Raw genomic sequence first — 19489 nt, forward strand, 5'->3', positions numbered from 1 at the left:
CGCTCAGGCATCCTCTGCAGACAGAACGGTAACGCTCTGCGAGACAGGGCTGACTGCCTCCGGTTTCATCATCGCCGTCGATGGACACGTTCACGAGGTTTGATTCGCCGCTTCGCTTGGTCGCAGGCAGAATCAAACTCAGCTCAACACATTGCGTGTTCTATCTCCTCCCAGCCGGCTCCCCCGCCGGCGACACTCTCGCGGCGTGCCCACGCCGCGTTTTTTTTGCCTGCACAAACGCTCAGCGCCCGCCCTCTTCGCCCAGCGCCGTCGCATCCCAGCCCCCGCCCAGCGCCGCGATAAGCTGAACACTGGCGGTAAGGCGACTGCCCAATAGGGTCAGGTTAGTTCGTTCGTTGTTCAGGGCAGTCGCCTGCACGTTCACCACACTGTTGAAATCAATCGTGCCAGCGCGGTACTGGTTCTCAATCAGCCGTAAGGATTCGCGTGCAGCGTCAAGCGCTTCCTGTTGCACCTGGGCTTCGCGCTCAAGAACGCTTAGCTGCACGAGATAGTCTTCGACCTCACGAAAGCCTGTCAGAACCGTTTGCCGGTAGGTTGCCACCGTCTGGTCGTAAGCCGCCTCACTACGCTCTACCTCAGCGCGGCGGGCGCCAGCATCAAAGAGCGTGACCGCGAGGGATGGGCCGAGCGACCAGAAGCGATTGGGCAGCGAAAACAGATCACCAAGGCTACTGTTCGTATAACCGCCACGTGCGCTGATCGTGAGATCCGGATAATACGCAGCTGTGGCAACCCCAATGCGCTCGTTCGCGGCAGCCACATTGCGCTCCGCTGAAGCAATGTCGGGACGCCGCTCAAGCAATTGCGAAGGCACTCCCGCGGGGACATCAGGCACGCGGGGAATGGAGGTCAGCTCGGCGAGTTCGAATGACGAAGGGGGAACACCGATCAGGACGGCGATTGCATTCTCCAGCTGTGCGCGCTGCCACTGCAGGTCGATCGCCTGCGCCTGGGCACTCTTGAGCTGCGTCTGTGCCTGAGAAACATCCGAGCGTGGCACGATCCCGGCGTTGTACTGGTTCTGAGTGAGTCGGAGGGCCCGTTCATAGGCTGAAACCGTCGCCTCTAGCAGACGCTTCTGCTCGTCCATGACCCGTAGCTGCAGGTAATTCTGGACCAGCTCCGATTGCAGGCTAAGCCGTGCCGCGGCAAGGTCCGCAAGGCTGGCTTGCGCGCTTGCCGTATTCGCGCTCAGCGTACGACGCAACTTGCCCCACAGATCCAGCTCCCAGCTAGCACCGAGCGTTGCCTGGTAATCCTCCGAAATGCCGCCGCCTCGCACGGTACTGACCGTGCTGCCGCCCTGCCCGGTCTGGCCTGTGATGACACTTGACGAACCGCCGCCCCTGCCCGACCGCGTCACCCCCGCGTCTGTTGTGATGCTGGGGAAGAAGCTGGCGCGGGCGCTGCGGACCAGTGCCCGTGCCTGGCGGTATTGTGCCTCGGCAGACGCCAGATTCTGATTGGATACGTTGAGGCGGCCAACCAGCTCGTTCAGTACAGGGTCATCATAGAGGGTCCACCATTCGCCCCGGTGCAGTGCGTCCGCGGGTGCAGCTGCTTTCCAGCCTTCCACCTGTTCGAATTGCGCCGGGACCAGCGTCGCAGGCCGGTGATAGTCCGGGCCGACGGCACAGGCCGATAGCATCAGGCTCGCTGCAGCAAGGCATACCGAGCGGCGCAGGCAATGCCCGCGCAGGACAGGTGGGAATGTAGGCATACGACTCATAGCGGGTTATCCAGTGCACCGTCGGTGCGAATGCCCCGCCAGCGGTTGAAGCGATGGCGAAGCCGATCGAAGAAGAGGTAGACCACGGGTGTGGTGTAAAGCGTAAGTAGCTGGCTGAGGATGAGACCGCCGATGATGGCGACGCCGAGCGGTTGGCGGGTTTCCGAGCCTTCCGCCGTGTCCAGCAGCAACGGCAGCGCACCGAACAGCGCGGCCAGCGTCGTCATCATGATTGGACGGAAACGCAGCAGGCACGCCTGCCTGATCGATTCGGTCGGCGACATCCCTTGGTGCCGCTCGAACTGCAATGCGAGATCGATCATCAGGATCGCGTTCTTCTTGACGATACCGATCAGCAGGAAGAGCCCGAGAAGCGAGACGAGGCTGAACTCCTGGCCGAAGAACTGAATGGCCAGCAATGCGCCGACTCCCGCAGACGGGAGCGTGGACAGAATGGTTAGTGGATGAATGTAGCTTTCGTAGAGGATGCCCAGCACGAGGTACACCAGTACCAGCGCAGCAAGGATCATCAGTGGCTGCCCCTGTTGTGCCTGTACGAACGCGCTGCCGGTACCGCCCATCATGCCCTGCACTTCATTCGGAAGGCCGACTCGCGCGATAGCACGATTAACCGCGGCGGTCGCCTGATCCATGCTCACGCCAGGCGCGAGGGCGAAGCCGACGCTTTCGGCGGCAAATTGCCCCTGATGCTGAACCCGATCGTCCTCCAGGCTGTATTCCCAATGCGCGATGGCTGACAGCGGAACCTGGTCACCGTTGGCCGTGATCACCCTGATCTGTGCCAGGGCCTCGGGGCCGCGCGCATATCGAGGGTCGATCTCCATGACCACTTGGTATTGGTTCATGTTGTCGTAGATCGTGGAGATCTGCCGCTGGCTGAAGGAGTTGTTCAGGACCGCAGTCACACCATTGATGTCGATGCCCAGGCGTTTCGCCGCTTCCCGGTCGACCACGACCCGCACTTGAGGCGCGCCCTTGCCGTCATCATCATCGACATCCGTCAGCTCAGGCAGCGCAGACAGTGCAGCTCTGACACGGGGTGCCCAGGTGCGTAGCGCATCGAGGTCATTGGCCAGAAGCACGTATTCGCTATCCGAGGTACGGCCCTGCCGTCCCCCAATCTGCAGGTCCTGGCTGGGCATGAGAAACATGCGCGCACCCGGTATCTTCGGCGTTTCCTTGCGCAGTCGATCCACCACTTCCTGAGCCGTCTCGGTCCGCTCGTCCAGGCCTTTGAGGCGGATCAGCACCGTTGCATTACTGATACCCGACTGTCCGCCGACGAAACCGGCCACAGCAGCCACGGCCGGGTCGGCAAGAAGCACCTGGCGATAAGCGTCGAGCTTCGGCTGCATCACGCTGAAGGACATGCCGTCCTCGCCACGAACGAAGCCGGTGATCTGGCCCGTGTCCTGCTGCGGCATGAAGGTCTTGGGTACGGCTATATAGAGGTAGACGTTGAGCCCAATCGTGACAAGCAGGCCAATCAGCATCAGCGTCGAATGGCGCAGCGACCACTCGAGGCTGCGTGCGTAGCGCGCCATGACGGTCGCCTGTATACGATTGCCAAAGCGTGCAATCCGGCCCGGTTCGCGCTTCTCCTCCACTTTGAGCCAGCGGGCACACAGCATCGGGGTCAGCGTCAGCGAGACGAGCAGTGACACCAGAATGGCGGCGGTCAACGTGATCGAAAATTCCCGGAACAGATTGGCGACGAACCCGCCCATGAACAAAATCGAAAGGAATACCGCGACGAGCGAAAGGTTCATCGACAGCAGCGTAAAGCCGACTTCGCGCGTTCCTTTCAATGCGGCCTGCAGTGGCGGATCGCCGTTCTCCATATGCCGTGCGATGTTCTCGAGCACGACAATGGCATCGTCCACAACGAGGCCGGTCGCAATGATCAATGCCATTAGCGAGAGGTTATTGAGAGAAAAGCCCCAGAGGTACATGACGGCAAACGTGCCGACCAGTGAAACGGGCACCGCCAGCGCAGGGATCAGCGCCGCACGCAGCCGTCCAAGAAAGGCGACAACGACGAGAATGACCAGCCCGGTCGCAATCAGCAGGGTTCGCTCGGCTTCATGCAGCGTCGCCCGGATCACCGGAGATCGGTCCAGTGCCACGTCGATATTGGCCGCAGCCGGCACTACAGCCCCCAGCGCTGGAAGCTGCTCGCGAATGGCATCAATCGTCTGAATGATATTGGCATCGGCTTGCCGGTTGACGACCAGAAGGATCGCGTCCTCGTCGTTGAAGAAGCCGGCGTTGTAACGGTCTTCAACGTCGTCCTTCACGCTGGCCACATCGCTCAGACGAAGGATGGCGCCATCCTCCTCCCTTATCACCAGCTTGGCGTAGTCCTTGGCCTGATAAAGCTGGTCACTCGCACCGATCTGCCAGTGGCGGGTTTCGTCCTCGATGGCACCCTTGGGCCGTTGGGCGTTCGCTGCCGAGATGGTACGTCGAACCTCTTCCAGGGGCACACCATATTGGTCCAGCTGGCGAGGCTGTAGTGAGACGCGGACCGCCGGCGATGCGCCCCCGCCGATCTGAACTTCCCCAACGCCTTTGACTTGCGCCACCTTTTGCGCCACGACGGTCGTCGCCATGTCCCGAAGCTGTGCCCGCGACAAGGTCGGGCTGGTTAACGCAAGTACCATGATGGGCGCCTGGGACGGATTCACCTTGCGATAGCTGGGCATGTTGACCATGCCGCTCGGCAGCAACGGCCGCGCCTTGTTGATCGCGGCCTGAACCTCACGCGCCGCGCTGTCCACATCACGGCCGATATCGAACAGAATGATGATCCGGGTATTGCCCTGGCTGCTGCGGCTTGTCATCTCGCTGATGCCCGAGATGCTTCCAAGCGCACGCTCGAGCGGCGTGGCCACCGTCGCGGCCATCACCTGGGGGCTTGCCCCGGGCAGGTTGGCCGTGATCGTGATCGCTGGGAAATCCATCCTCGGCAAAGGCGCGACGGGCAGCAACCCATAACTGAGGCCGCCCAGTAGCAGGATCGAAAGACTCAGCAGCAGCGTCGCTACGGGCCGCATGATGAAGGGCGCAGAGAGGTTCATATCGCCCGTCCCGCCAAGGAAGACATGAATCTCACGCCGAGACCCCCGACGCTGATCGGCCACTGACTCGCCGCGACAGCCGATCGAAATAAAGATAGATCACTGGTGTCGTGAAAAGGGTCAATACCTGGCTAACCAGTAGTCCCCCTACCATGACGATGCCAAGCGGCTGGCGCAGCTCCGCGCCGGAACCACTGGCGAGCATCAGCGGGATGGCGCCGAACAGCGCCGCCAGCGTGGTCATGAGGATCGGCCGGAAGCGGAGCAATGCGGCGTGGTAGATCGCATCGACCGGCGCCATGCCCTGATGACGCTCCGCCTCAAGGGCAAAGTCGATCATCATGATCGCGTTCTTCTTCACGATACCGATCAGTAGGATGATGCCGATAATGGCGATCAGACCGAGATCATTACCGGTAAGAATCAGCGCAAGTAGCGCACCGATGGCCGCAGACGGAAGCGTCGATAGGATCGTGATGGGGTGAATGTAGCTCTCGTAGAGCACGCCCAGCACGATGTACATGGTGACCACGGCAGCAAGGATCAGCAGCAGCGTGCTCGAAAGCGAAGCACGGAACGCCTCGGCGGCGCCCTGGAACCTGGTCTCGATACCGGCTGGCATGCCGATCGCTTGCTCGGTTGCCTCGATGGCAGCCACTGCTTCACCCAACGACACGCCCTGGGCGAGATTGAAGGAAAAGGTCACGGCCGGGAACTGACCGATATGGCTGACCAAAAGGGAGGTGGGCTGTTCGACGATACGCGCAAGAGACGACAGTGGAACCTGCTCCCCACCCCCGGTTGCGACGTGGATCTGGCGCAGCGATTCGGGACCAACCCGGCTTCCGGTATCTGCTTGCAATACGACGCGGTACTGGCTGGCCTGGGTGAAGATGGTCGATATCTGCCGCTGGCCGAAGGCATCGTAAAGGGCGTCGTCGATGGAGGAGATGCTAACCCCCAGCCGCGAGGCCAAGTCGCGATCGATGTCCAGGTAAACCTGCAAACCACCTGTCTGCAGGTCGCTGTTCACGTCGGTCAGCTCTGGCCGTTCACGCAGTGCCTCAACAAGACGCGGCGTCCAATCTTCCAGCAGTGCCGAATCCGGAGAGCCAAGCGTGAATTGGAATTGGGTGCGGCTGACGCGGTCCTCGATGGTCAGGTCCTGAACGGGCTGAAGGTACAAACGGATGCCAGTGATGCGGTCCAGCTCAGGTCGAAGACGCTCGATGACCTGGCTTGCAGTCACGTCACGCTCGCCGTGCGGTTTGAGGTTGATGAGCATACGGCCGCTGTTCAGCGTGAGGTTGTCGCCATCCACGCCAATGTAGGAGGACACACTCTGAACCGCAGGGTCGGCCAACACGACATCCGTGAGGCGCTGTTGTCGCTCGCCCATGGCAGCAAAGGAAATGGTTTGTGGCCCTTCCGAGATGCCCTGAATCACGCCCGTGTCCTGAACCGGGAAGAATCCTTTTGGAACGACGATATAAAGCAGTACGGTCAGGCCAAGCGTTGCGATCGCCACAAGCAGCGTCAGTGGCTGATGTTTGAGAACCCAGCGAAGGCCGACCGCATAGCGGTCGATCATCCAGTCGATCGCCTGGCCGGCAGACCGATAGAACCGGCTTTGATCCTCTTCACGTTCACGCTTTAGCAGTCTGGCGCACATCATCGGTGTCAGCGTCAGTGAAATGACAAGCGAGATAAGGATTGCAACGGCGAGGGTGATCGCAAATTCGCGGAACAGCCGGCCTACCACGTCTGCCATGAACAGCAGAGGGATGAGTACTGCGATAAGTGAAAAGGTCAGCGACACGAGCGTGAAACCGATCTGACGCGCGCCCTTGATGGCGGCATTCATCGGTGTCTCACCCTCCTCCAGGTGTCGGGCAATGTTCTCGAGCATGACGATCGCATCGTCGATCACGAAGCCAGTGGCGATCGTAAGCGCCATCAGGGTCAGGTTGTTGACCGAGAATCCAGCCAGGTACATCACACCAAAGGTACCGATCAGGGACAGCGGCACAACCACTGTGGGAATGATGGTCGCGGAGAGCTTGCGCAGAAACAGGAACGTCACGAGGACTACCAGCACGATCGCCAGCATCAACTCGTGCTCGGTGTCTGTCACGGCCGCCCGGATCGTCTGGGTACGGTCCGTGAGTGGCACCACATCAATGTTGTTCGGCAGCGTCGCGGTAATGTTGGGAAGGAGTGCCTGTACCCGGTTCGCAACGTCGATTACGTTGGCACCTGGCTGCCGCTGGATGTTCAGCAACACCGCTTCATTCTTGTTCGCCCACGCGGCGAGGCGTTCGTTTTCCGCGCCATCCACAATGGTAGCGACATCTCGGAGGCGCAACGCAGCCCCGTTCTCGTAGGCAAGGATCAGGTTACGGTATTCATCGGCCGATTTGAGTTGGTCGTTCGCATCAAGCTGGGTTACGCGGGTCGGCCCGTCGAAGCTGCCCTTTGGCTGATTGACGTTGGAGGCCGTGATCAGCGAGCGCACGTCCGACAGGTTCAGCCCATGAGAAGCCAGGACTTCCGGGTTGACGCGGATACGAACGGCCGGGCGCTGTCCCCCGGCCAGCGTGACAAGACCGACTCCGCTGATCTGCGCGATCCGCTGGGCCATCCGGGTATCGACCAGATCATTGACCTCATGCATCGGCATCGTCTTGGATGTAATCGCAAGCGTGAGGACCGGCGTATCGGCTGGGTTCACCTTGTTGTACACCGGTGGCGCAGGCAGATCACTGGGCAACAGGCTGCTTGCAGCGTTGATCGCCGCCTGAACTTCCTGCTCGGCGACGTCCATATTCACTTCGAGCCCGAAGCGCAGCGTGATTACCGATGCACCGCCGGAACTGCTTGATGCCATCTGCTGGAGGCCGGGCATCTGCCCGAACTGACGTTCGAGGGGTGCCGTGACGGCGCTGGTCATCACGTCAGGACTGGCCCCCGGATACAACGTCATGACGCGGATCGTGGGGTAATCGACCTGTGGCAATGCCGAGACGGGCAACATCCGGTAGGCGATGAGGCCACTGATGAAGATCGCCACCATGAGCAAGGTAGTGGCGACGGGCCGAAGGATAAAGGGGCGGGAGACGTTCATGCTTGGCGGTTTTGGAGCGGCGCCGGAACTGGCTTGCCAGGCTTCTCGGTTTCGATGATCTCCACCTTGCTGCCCTCACGCAGCTGCTCGGTGCCTTCTACGACGACACTCTCGCCGGGCTGAACGCCCTCCTCTACCACGGTTTGCGTATCGTTGCTGGCGCCGGTCTTGATCGGTCTTACCTGGACCTTATCTTCGTCACCGATCACATAAACAAAGGTGCCGATCGAACCATATTGAATGGCATCGGAGGGGATCAGGGTAGCATTGGCAAGCGTGCGTACGCGCAGGCGAACGTTCACGAACTGATTGGGAAAGAGGGACTCGTCCTTGTTTTCGAACTGAGCCTTGAGCCGCACGGTGCCGGTCGCAAGGTTGATCTGGTTGTCGATGCTTTGCAGCATCCCGGTTGCCAGCACGTTTCGCTCGCCCTTGTCCCACGCTTCGACTGGAAGCTTGCTGTCATTGCGATAAGCCGCCAACACCGCCGGCAGGTCAGCTTCTGGCAAGGTAAAGGCAATGGATATCGGGCGTGTCTCGGTAATGATTACAAGTGGCGTGGTGTCTCCGGTGGTGACCAGGTTACCGATGTCCACCTGGCGCAGGCCCACACGACCACTGATGGGCGCCGTTACCTTTGTGAACTGAAGATCCAGCTTGGCCTGGTCGACCGCGGCCTGGTTCGTCGCGATCGTGCCCTGGAACTGTGCGACCTGCGCCTCCTGTGTGTCGAGGGTCTGCTTGGCGATAGAGTCCTGAGCGAACAGACCGCGGTAACGGTCGAGATCGATCTGCGCATTACGCAGCTGTGCACGGTTCTGCTGCAGCGTCCCTTCGGCCTGTTTCAACGCGACCTCATAGGGTCGTGGGTCGATAATCGCCAGCACATCGCCCGCCTTCACCCGCTGCCCTTCTTTGAACCGTATTTCGGTGAGCAGGCCGTTCACCCGGGCTCGCACATTCGCTGTGTTTGATGCGGTCACCGTTCCCAATGCCGTGAGATTCACCGGAAAATCAGCTTGGGACGCCTCAGCGATACGCACGGGCGTAGGTTCACCGGCAAAACCGCGTGGGCCATTGGCAGACGTTGCAGCCGTCCGCGGCCAGAACCACCACGCCAGAATGGCAATGAGGATCAAAACTACGATGATGACTACGCGCGTACGACGCGGGCGACGGGGCGGAGTGGGCGTTACAGCGGACATGAAATACGTTCACAGAGAAAGGAGGCTGCACGATAAGCAGCGAAAGGCGATAGGCAAAGACCCTTTACCGGCACTTTACGTTCCGGATATTGCGGCCATGCGAATGAAAACGGCCTGATCGTTCAGGCCGTTGCTCGCTGCGGACTCCGCTCAGGAGAGCGAGGCAATTGCCGCTTCGTAGTTCGGCTCGCTCGAGATTTCCCCGACCAGCTCGCTGTGCAGGACGTTGTCGTTTTCATCCAGCACAACGACCGCACGGGCCGCCAGGCCGGCCATGCCGCCGTCGACGATCGCTACGCCGTATTGCTTCAGGAACTCCGGATTACGAAACGTCGACAGGTTCTGCACGTTTTCAAGGCCTTCGGCGCCGCAGAAGCGGGCCTGAGCGAACGGGAGATCAGCCGATACGCAAAGCACAACGGTATTGTTAAGCGCACCGGCCTCTGCGTTGAACTTGCGGACTGAGGTCGCGCAGGTTGGGGTGTCCACGCTTGGGAAGATGTTCAACACCTTGCGCTTGCCTGCGAAATCCTTGAGCGACACATCGGCCAGGCCGGCGCCTACCAATGTGAATGCTGGCGCCTGGCTGCCCACCTTCGGCAATTCCCCGGCAACTTCCATAACCGCACCGCGACGGGTTACCTGAACCATGGACTGACTCCTCAAGCGAAATAAAAAGAGGCGTGATTAATCACGCCTCTTCGAAGGGATGTCAAGGCGGCATCGCCGCGCTTGTCTTCAAGCCTTGCGCGCGAAGTACTCCTTCGTCAGCTTCACGACGACCGGACTCAACATCAACAGGGCAATCAGGTTGGGTATTGCCATGAGGCCATTGAGAGTGTCCGCGAGTAGCCATGCGAAGTCGAGTTGCGCGATCGCGCCGAATGGAATGGCGAGCACCCAGATGATGCGGAAAGGCATGATGGACTTGGTACCGACGAGAAACTCCCAGCAGCGTTCGCCGTAGTAGCTCCATCCCAGGATGGTGGTGAACGCGAAGACCACCAGCGCAACTGACAGGATCGGCCCGCCTATGCCAGGCATGGCCGTCTCGAACGCTGCTGCGGACAGGGCTGCGCCACTCTCCCCGCTCGTCCACACACCGGAGCAGATGATCGCAAGGCCCGTCATGGTGCAGATGATGAGGGTGTCGATAAATGTACCGAGCATGCCAATCAGGCCTGAGCTCACGGGGCTATTGGTCGTGCCTGCTGCCTGTGCGATACCGGCAGTACCAAGACCGGCTTCATTGGAAAAGATCCCGCGGGCTACACCGAAACGAATAGCTGCCATCACCGCCGCACCAGCAAAGCCGCCCGTTGCGGCTGCTGGGCTGAATGCATGTTCGAAGATCAGCGCGATAGCGGCTGGAATCGCCGCGGCGTTGACCACGAGCACGACCAACGCGGAAACCACGTAGGCAACACACATTATCGGCACCAGCCGTGCGGCAACCTTACCGATGCGCTTGATACCGCCCAGGATCACCATACCGACCAGGACCATGGCGACCACACCGGTCACCCACATCGGTATATGGAAGGTCGTGTTTAGGGCATGGGCCATGCTGTTGACCTGGACCATGTTACCGATCCCGAAACCCGCAAGCCCACCAAAGATGGCAAAGAGCACGCCAAGCCACGCCCACTTGGCACCCAGGCCGTTTTTGATGGCGTACATGGGACCACCAACATGCTCGTTCCGCTCGTCCTTCTCACGGTAATGCACCGCCAGGACCACTTCCGAGTATTTGGTTGCCATGCCGACGAGCGCCGTACACCACATCCAGAACAGCGCGCCGGGCCCACCCATGAAGACGGCAGTTGCAACGCCGGCGATATTACCAGTGCCGACTGTGGCCGCCAGCGAGGTCATAAGCGCCTGGAATGGGCTGATCTCCCCCGACTCCCCATCATCCTTCGAGCGCCCCTTCCACATCAGGCCAAACCCGGTCGGGATCTTCATGAGCGGCATGAACTTGAGCATGACCATCAGGACCAGGCCAGTCCCGAGAATGGCGACCAGCATGGGCGGTCCCCAAACCAGGCCATTGAGCGTATTAACAAAGGCTTCCACGTATTCCATGAGCTTCCCCTATTGTTGGTGGACAGACCATGGCGCGTGCTCAGAACGCCTCCAGGGGTCTGCCCTTTCTTGATTATCCCGTATGCGGCGGTTGCCTTCGACTCAGAAGTCCCGCCTGTAGAAAATATCAAGCGAGCTGGCGAGTCCGCTGGCTGCTTCGAGGTAGATGCGCCGCGTCAGTTCGTAGCGCAGCGCAATAGTATTGGCGGGTTCGAAAACGCCGACACCGTAACGCAAAGTGAGTCGATCGGTAAGCTCGCCGCTCGCGACAACGCTCGTGGCATTGCCGCGCCCTTCGGTGTCGAGCTGGAAATTCTGGATGCCGAGACGTTCCGCAACGCTGCCGGTATACGCCGAGCTGCCGGCAAGCCCCAGCCCGAGCGCGGCCTGGGCAAGCAGGTTGTCGTCTTCCTGCCCCGTACTGAGGGGGCGCCCGAGTACCAGGTACGACAGCGCCTGCTCCTGACTCATGGCGGGCTCGGAGAATATCTCGGTCTCGGGTGCGGCTGCGTTTCCGGTCAAGCGGATGCCTGCTGTGACATCGTCAACCTTGCGAATCGCCTCGACGTCCAGGAACGGCTGGCTGATCGGCCCGGTGAACAGCACTCGCGCGCGGCGAACTGTCAGGCGCTGCCCGTAGGCACGGAAACGGCCGTCATTGAGGTTGAGTTCGCCGCGGGCATCGAGGTTGTCGCCGATATGCATGCGTCCTGCGATGTTGGCATTCAACCCGAATGCACTGAAGGCAAGCTTGTCCTGGCCAACGATCACTGTAATGTCCATGGCCATCTGCATGGGCGTGGCTGGCTCTTTCGCCTCCTGCCCGACGATGACCGTATCCGACGAAACCTGGACTGTCGACGGCGGCAGCTCACGGACTTCGATGTTGCCACGAGGCACGCTGACAGTACCGCTCAGCGCCAGACGATTGCCCGCAAGGCCAATCGTAAGATCCGGTTCCACTTCCAGCTCTGCATAGGGCTGCACAGTGACAGGCAAGCGGGTACCGGATATTCGAAGGTCCAGATCTGTCCCGGCGCTCCAGTCGAAGGTCCCCGCCAGGCGCCCCTGGCCCCGTTCACCGCTGCGCCAGCTGCCGTCGAGGCTGACGCTCTCGCCTGCAATATTCGCCGTGAGATTCAGGTCCTGAATCTGGAGCGGCAATTCACTGCCAGCCACCTGCCCGTTTGCAACGTATAGCCTTCCGTTGACCGATGGCGCTTCTAACGTACCGCCCAGTGTTCCGTTACCGCTCAGCGTGCCTTCGAGGCGATCTACCATCGGCGCAAATGGGCGACCGATTGAAAGATCGAGCCCTTGCAATGTGAAGCGGCCATTGAGCGCCTTGTTCTCTTCTCGCGGATCGATAGTCGCCTGGACATCGAGCCGACCCAGCTGCCCCCCGTCGAACTGAACGGTGCTATCAACGCGCTGCGGTGTCAGCTGGGTGTTCACCGAAAGGCGTGAGTATGGGAAGTCATGCCATTGCTCGCCGTCTCGGATGCGCAACGTACCGCTGCCGGCATCGATCGACACACTGCCTTTGGGCCCGGCTTCAGGAAGATCCAGATTGACATCGGCGTTCAACCGCCCCTGCCAGGCAAAATCGTCGGGTAACCATTGCGCGAATGTTTCCAGCGGGAACTGTCGTAGCTTCATTCGGATTGCGGTATCCGGCGTCAGGCGCTGGTCATCCATGCAGAGGGTAGACGCCTGGTAGGCCCAGCAATGCCGACCCAGTGTCACTCGACCGTCCGCCAGCCGCTCGATGGCCGCTGGCTGCTGAAGACGCCAGTCCATTCCATTGGTACTGATATCGCCACGCAATAACCGGCCGCGCCAGTTGCCATCCTTGAGTGTTCCATCCAATGCGAGCGCGGTTTGCAGCAGCGGTCCCGTGAGTGAAAGGTCCGCCTGTTGCGAATCGAGGTTGCCGCGTCCATTGACCGTGAGGTTCCCAAGGTCGGTTTCGCCGAGCGCAATACCTTGGGACCTTAGCGCGATAGTCGCCTGCTGGTTTGCGTCCAGTCGTGCCTGAAGGTCAAGCGCGGTGACGCGGTTATCCTCCAGGCCAACACGCTGGCCTTTGAGGGCAAGATTGCCCTGCGGACGTTCCAGCGTACCGCTTGCCGTTGCGGTCCCATCGATTCTGCCGGTAAGGCCAGGCCAAAGCTGACCGAGGTTTTCGAGTGCAAGCTTCAGCTCGCCCCTTAGCGCCCCTTCAAGCGCACCCCGGCCGTCGATGCGGTTGTTGCCGAGCTGGAATGCAAGGGTTTCAAGCGTCCATCGCTCGCCCTTGCCCGCCCCCTTCACAGATAGCCGGGTTGGCTGCGCGCGCAGGCGCCCTTGCAAGGCGATGTCCGCGTCGGCGTCAACGACACCATCATTCATCCGGCCTCGGCTACGAATCGGCCCTGCCAGTTGGCCTGGCAATTCCGCTACCCAGTAGGATGGATCGAACTGACTCACCTCCAGCTGCGTATCCCAGGAGATGCCCTCCGCGAAACCTACTTGCAGGCGCCCCTCCACCGCGCCCTGGCCCGCCTTGAGGCTCAGGGCGGGCAAGAGGACCTGAGCGTCGTCCCCTTGAATGGGGGTATTGAGAGTAAACGCACCTGCGGGTCCGTCCAGATCTGCATCCAAGCGCCCATCGTAGCGGCCCTCCTTATAGTTGATGCTGCCAGCAAGCCGGCGAACCGCTACCGGCGGCTCGTCGACCTCTGGGTACAAGCTCTGCCAAGGGAAATCCTTCCAATCGATACGAGCATCGGCCGCCAGTGCGTCTTTCCAGTTGACGGTTCCGTCCAGACGGACGTGTCGTTGTCGGTTCGCCAGTAGCTCGAGGGCACGTATATGTGCGCTATTTGCGTCCACATCACCGTCGAGCGCGAGCTTTACGGGCCCGTCTGTCGAGGGCAGCGTAGAGGTACCAAGAATGCGGTATCCGCCTGAAAGCGTGCCTTCCGCGACCAGCTCCAGCGCATTGAGCATCAGCGTGTCGGGAAGGGTGTCAACGGCCTTGAAGCGATCGGCCGTCAGGCGCAATCGAGCCGGCAGGGCTTCATCGAGAGGCTTCACCCAGCCCTTGAGCGCGCCGCCCAGATAACCGGTACTCTGAGCGTCCAGCCGGACCTCGTCCTTCACCTCGCCGCTTGCCTGAAGCGCAATGGACCAGGGTTTGTCCCCCGGCCCCGCCAGATTGACCTGCCCCTGGAGACTTAGCGGCCACTGCCCGCTCAACGCGACCGTACCTGACAGCTGTGCGTCGAGGTCATCCCGCTGCGCGGTCAACTGTTCGATATTGAGGCCGTCCTCGTTCCACCGAGCGGTCAATGTACCCTTGACCAACTGCCGCGCGCCGTTCAGGTATACCTCACCCAGATCGACCTGATGAACCTCCAGACGCAACGGCAGCTTGATATCTGGCAGCTCGATCGGTCCGGTCGACGGTTCGGTGGGCTCGGATGGCGGAAAGGACAGGTCAATCCGTTGCGTGGCGAGCCGCTCGATACATAGCGTCAGGCGGAACAGGCAGCTCGGCGACCAGTCCAGCGCGGGCTGGATCACGGTCACTCGCTGGTCGCCCTGTGCCCATACCAACTGATCGGCACGCCAAGCGCCACCCAGCCTGCCGGCAAATCCGTCGACCTCGAGGCCCGGCACCTGGCCCAGGACCCAGCGGCTGCCTGCCTGAGTACCCACCAACAGCGTGAGTACCAACACGAGCAATACAATCAGCGACAGTAACGCGATGAGGGTCCATTTGATGAAGCGCATTACAGTTCGGGTCCCATCGAGAAGTGCAGACGGACACCGCCGTCGTCATCCAAAGCGTGTGCCAGGTCCAGTCGAAGTGGGCCGACCGGCGACACCCAACGCACACCGATACCGACGCCTGTTTTCAGGCTGGGGAAATCAAGCGAGTTGAAGCTGTTGCCCTGGTCCACGAACGTTGCGATACGCCATTTTTCCGCGATGGAGTACTGGTATTCCAGACTGCCGGCGACCATGTAGCGGCCGCCGACTCGGTCGCCATCCGAGTTGGTGGGCGACAGGGTCTGATAGTCGTAGCCGCGAACACTCTGGTCGCCCCCGGCAAAGAACCGCAAGGACGGCGGTACCGAGCGGTATTCATCACTGAAATTGCCGCCGAATTGGGCGCGCGCGAGAAAACGGTGACGATCCCACAGCGTGACAAGGCCGCGGGCCATCGCTTCGCCGTGGACCAGGTCGGTATCGGAAGCCAAGCCATCCTTTGCGGCCGATACGCTGAATTGCAGGCGATAGCCATGGCTCGGATCGAGGCGGTTGTTGCTGTGCAGATAGGTATAGGCGACGCCAGGCATCAGCAGCGTACTGAGGCCAGAATCGTCGCCCAAGCGATACTCCTCGCGCTGCCATTTGAGCGACAGGACGCGCTTCCAGCCGCTCGGCAACTCACTGTGCCACTCGGGACCGAACGTCAGCAGTTTGCTCAAGCTGTCGGTGTTCGCGAGCTCCTCATACTGATAACCACCGGCCCACCGCAGCTTGTCCGTTACCGGCGGATCGAGGGGTATGTCGTACCAGAGGCCAATGTTCTGCCTTGGCGCGGAGAGTTCCATTTCCGCACCGTAGCTGTGCCCTTTGCCATTGACCCAATGGCGGGTCCAGCTGCCGCGCCCGCGCGGCCCTACGTCAGTCGAGTAGCCCAGACCGAGCCCGAAGCTACGAGGCTTGCGCATGGCTAATTGCACATCGACCGGCAGGCGCTGGTCCTTGGCCGCGTTTGGCGCGATGTCGACTCGAACCGACTCGAAATACCCGCTCGCCTGAAGATCCTTGTACAACTCAGCGATCAGTTCCGAGTCATACGGCGTATCGGGCTCGAACGGCACCATGCGCCGAAGCAGGTCATCATCGAAGATTGTGTCGCCGCTGAATGTAACATCGCCTAGCAAATAGCGCGGGCCGCTGTCGTAAACGAGGTCGATATCGGCAACCCCTCCGGCCGGGTCAACGCTGAGGCGCTGCTGAGTAAAACGCCCTGCGAAGAAACCATAACGCGAGGCCTGTCCCTCGATCAGGCGCTTTGCGTCTTCGTAATGCCCATGATTCAAGACCGCGCCCTGCCGAAGCTCGCGACCGGAAGGGGCCTGAAACCCTTTCAGGGTACTCGCAGGTCCTTCAATCCGGATATTGACGTTGCGCAAGCGCACCGGCTCGCCAGGGTCCACATGGAGCACCAGGCGCGGCGATTCACCCGCGGCTACATGACTCCGGATCCGCGCATGGTAGAAGCCAAGCGCCTGCGCAGCCTGGGCGGCCTGCCTTTCGGCACCGGGCGCATAACGCTCGAGCGCAGCGGTATCGCGGTCACCCAGGCTACCGATGTAGCCCTCGATGTTACCGCGCAGCGCCGCATTGGCAGGATTGACCCGCACTTCGAGCACGGCATCGGCCATGGCCCCAGTACAAATCATGAGGGAAAACAGTGGGATGAGACGACGAATCGAAGGCATCATGTCCGCGATGCTACCACGCAGCCGGCCATTGGGAATGCCGAAACACGTAGCGTTCATCGCCGTCTCGATTTCAATCCGGCGGGCCCGTTCGGCCAGGGTGCTGTTTTTCGTTCACCGCCAGCGTCGGTCCGGCGCCTGGCGGCCCGAACAAACCGCCAATCACCCGTTCAGCGCCAGCATGCCTCGCGATAGGCATACGTGATCGATGTTATCGACGCTGGCTCGCTGGTTCGGTCGAGTCCGCTTGCGATAGCATTCCTGTCTTTGCCCGGACAGGTGTCCCTATGAAGATCATCTCCTTCAATATCAACGGTATCAGGGCGCGTCCCCATCAGCTCAAAGCGCTCATCGATACTCATTCACCGGACATCATCGGGCTGCAGGAAACCAAGGTTTCTGACGATCTTTTCCCCCAGGCTGACATCGAGGCGCTCGGTTACCACGTTCACTTTCATGGGCAAAAAGGGCATTACGGTGTCGCACTCCTGTCGAAACAAAAGCCATTGGAAGTATTCAAAGGCTTCCCAGGCGACGGTGAGGACTCCCAGAAGCGCTGGGTAGGTGCGACGTTCGAAACGCCGCAAGGCCCGCTGCACGTCTTTAATGGGTACTTCCCACAAGGCGAAAGCCGCGTCCACCCGATCAAGTTTCCGGCCAAGACGCGCTTCTATGCAGACCTCCAGGCGCTGCTTGAGGCCCGCTACAGTCCTGACCAGAACGTCGTCGTGATGGGTGACTTCAACATTTCCCCCGAAGATTGCGACATTGGTATTGGCGAAGAGAACCGTAAGCGCTGGCTAAAGGCAGGCAAATGCAGCTTCCTGCCCGAAGAGCGCGAGTGGCTCGGCCAATTGAAGCAGTGGGGGCTGATAGACAGCTTCCGCACGCTGTATCCCGACGTGCACGACCGCTTCAGCTGGTTCGATTACCGCAGCCGCGGTTTCGAGGACTCGCCTAAACGAGGGCTGCGTATCGATCTGGTCATGGTGAGTACGGCGCTACGTGAACGCATGCGCGATGCCGGGATTGACTATGATCTGCGCGGCATGGAAAAGCCGTCAGATCACGCACCGATCTGGCTGACGCTCGACTGAGCGATCTCATGAAAGTGGCGCGAGCGTGATGTCATATTAGTGTCATCCCGCGCCACTACCCTTCGCGGCAGCAGTCCGCCCGCCTCGAAGGTATCGCGAGCCATGTCCCTCCCCGCATCGAATCATGCCAGTGAAATCTGGTGCAAAACCCTCGGTTACGTACTGGTCGGTTTCTTCTTCTATGCCATTCCATGGTCGGTATTCGCCGCCCTGCCCGTCCCGTCCGACGGCTCTCCAGCGCTGCGTATACAGGGGTCCAACACCATCGGAGCCGAACTTGGGCCGGCGCTGGTCAAGGGCCTGCTACAGCAGGAAGGCTACTCGCAGATCAGAGTCGAACCCGGTCCCCGCGCGAATGAGCAATTCATTGTGGCCCGCAACGATAAAGGCGGCCGGGTGAGGATCGCGCTCGCTGCGCACGGGTCGAGCACGGGCTTCAAGGCGCTTGGCGAGAATCAGGCCGACCTCGCCGCGTCCTCGCGGCCGATCAAGGCTGAGGAAGCGCGCAAGCTCATGGACCTGGGCGACCTTCGGTCGCGACATGGCGAACAGATCATCGCGCTCGACGGGCTCGCGATGATCGTCAACCCGGCGAACCCTGTTCGCTCGCTGAGCGTGGAACAGCTCGGTGGAATCTTCGCTGGCGACATCAGCGACTGGTCCGAAGTCGGGGGCAATCCGGGTCCAATTGACCTATATGCGCGGGATGACAACTCCGGCACGTACGACACGTTCAAGGAACTGGTGCTTGCTAGCCAAGGCAAGAGCCTATCCGGCAAGGCCAGGCGGTATGAGTCCAGCGAAGAGCTCTCCGACACGGTCGCTACCAATCCTCGGGGCATCGGCTTTATTGGTTTGCCCTACGTGCGCAAGGCGCGGGCCCTCGACGTATCGGACGGCGGCGCGGCCGCAATGGCGCCCAGCAGTGCATCTATCTCCACCGAGGATTACCCACTCGCACGGCGGCTTTATCTCTACACCCCGACAGTCACCCACAACGCGTGGGTCAGGGCTCTCGCCGAATACGCACAGAGCCCAGCTGGGCAGGCAATTGTCGCGGCCAATGGGTTCATCGGCCAGCAGCCTCAGTCACTTGCCGTCGAGCCGTCGAGTGCGATGCCGGCCAACTATCGTGATTTGGCCCAGAAGGGCCAGCGCCTGAGCGTCAACTTCCGCTTTGCGGAAGGCAGCGCCACACTCGACAACAAGGCCCTGCGTGACGTCGAGCGCGTGCTTGCCTATGTGAAAGCGAATGGCCAGGGCAAGAATCTGGCATTGATAGGCTTCAGTGACGATAAGGCGGACGATTCACGGGCGCGCCTGCTCTCGCGCCTGCGTGCGATGGCTGTCCGCCGTGAACTGTTCAAGGCCGGGGTGGTTCCCCAGGAAATAACCGGTATGGGCAACCTCCTGCCGGTGGCGGCCAATGATGATGCGGCCGGCCGGATCCGTAACCGACGCGTCGAGGTCTGGGTCTACTGATGGCCTGGCAGTGAAGCGTTACGGCATGGCGTAAAAAGTATCAGCAACCATGCGGCGAAATACTGTCCCGAGGTTGGCTTGCGCGGTATGGTTCGGTGAACCGAGGTCCAACGACGACAAGATAGCCTCTGGAGCGCACGC

General features: G+C 60.9%; 10 protein-coding genes. 2 read left to right on the forward strand and 8 right to left on the reverse strand.

The window, feature by feature from the left end; translation table 11 throughout:
* Positions 1 to 241: 241 nt before the first annotated feature.
* From ACY8D3_RS09030 to ACY8D3_RS09065, 8 genes are all read right to left on the reverse strand, one after another.
* A complete protein-coding gene (locus tag ACY8D3_RS09030) occupies positions 242 to 1753 on the reverse strand; it encodes an efflux transporter outer membrane subunit (RefSeq protein WP_462383511.1) in 1512 nt (503 codons plus the stop codon).
* Positions 1750 to 4854, reverse strand: a complete 3105-nt coding sequence (locus ACY8D3_RS09035; RefSeq protein WP_462383512.1) for an efflux RND transporter permease subunit — start codon at positions 4852 to 4854, stop codon at positions 1750 to 1752. Before ACY8D3_RS09035 ends, ACY8D3_RS09030 begins: the two co-directional genes overlap by 4 nt.
* A 31-nt stretch (positions 4855 to 4885) precedes the next feature.
* Complete coding sequence (locus tag ACY8D3_RS09040; RefSeq protein ID WP_462383514.1) at positions 4886 to 7978, reverse strand: MdtB/MuxB family multidrug efflux RND transporter permease subunit; 3093 nt, start codon at positions 7976 to 7978, stop codon at positions 4886 to 4888.
* Positions 7975 to 9183 carry an MdtA/MuxA family multidrug efflux RND transporter periplasmic adaptor subunit gene (locus ACY8D3_RS09045; protein ID WP_462383516.1) on the reverse strand — a complete coding sequence of 403 codons (1209 nt, stop codon included), beginning with the start codon at positions 9181 to 9183 and terminating at the stop codon, positions 7975 to 7977. The genes ACY8D3_RS09040 and ACY8D3_RS09045 overlap by 4 nt, the downstream gene beginning before the upstream one ends.
* 150 nt (positions 9184 to 9333) lie before the next feature.
* On the reverse strand, positions 9334 to 9834 hold the full coding sequence (gene tpx / locus ACY8D3_RS09050; RefSeq protein WP_462383518.1) for a thiol peroxidase: 501 nt from the start codon (positions 9832 to 9834) through the stop codon (positions 9334 to 9336).
* Positions 9835 to 9921: 87 nt separating this feature from the next.
* Entirely contained in the window at positions 9922 to 11268 is a 1347-nt protein-coding gene (locus ACY8D3_RS09055; protein WP_462383520.1) for an alanine/glycine:cation symporter family protein, read from the reverse strand.
* A 102-nt stretch (positions 11269 to 11370) separates the two neighbouring features.
* Entirely contained in the window at positions 11371 to 15045 is a 3675-nt protein-coding gene (locus tag ACY8D3_RS09060; RefSeq protein WP_462383522.1) for a translocation/assembly module TamB domain-containing protein, read from the reverse strand.
* Complete coding sequence (locus tag ACY8D3_RS09065; RefSeq protein ID WP_462384310.1) at positions 15045 to 16769, reverse strand: autotransporter assembly complex protein TamA; 1725 nt, start codon at positions 16767 to 16769, stop codon at positions 15045 to 15047. The genes ACY8D3_RS09060 and ACY8D3_RS09065 overlap by 1 nt, the downstream gene beginning before the upstream one ends.
* A 287-nt stretch (positions 16770 to 17056) precedes the next feature.
* On the opposite strand from ACY8D3_RS09065, the gene xthA reads away from it, so the two are divergent.
* Together xthA and ACY8D3_RS09075 are read left to right on the forward strand one after the other, a co-directional pair.
* Positions 17057 to 17866, forward strand: a complete 810-nt coding sequence (gene xthA, locus ACY8D3_RS09070; RefSeq protein ID WP_462383524.1) for an exodeoxyribonuclease III — start codon at positions 17057 to 17059, stop codon at positions 17864 to 17866.
* A gap of 102 nt (positions 17867 to 17968) precedes the next feature.
* On the forward strand, positions 17969 to 19348 hold the full coding sequence (locus ACY8D3_RS09075; RefSeq protein WP_462383526.1) for a substrate-binding domain-containing protein: 1380 nt from the start codon (positions 17969 to 17971) through the stop codon (positions 19346 to 19348).
* Positions 19349 to 19489: the final 141 nt, after the last annotated feature.

It is taken from the genome of Pseudomonas sp. Marseille-QA0892, from assembly GCF_054950135.1.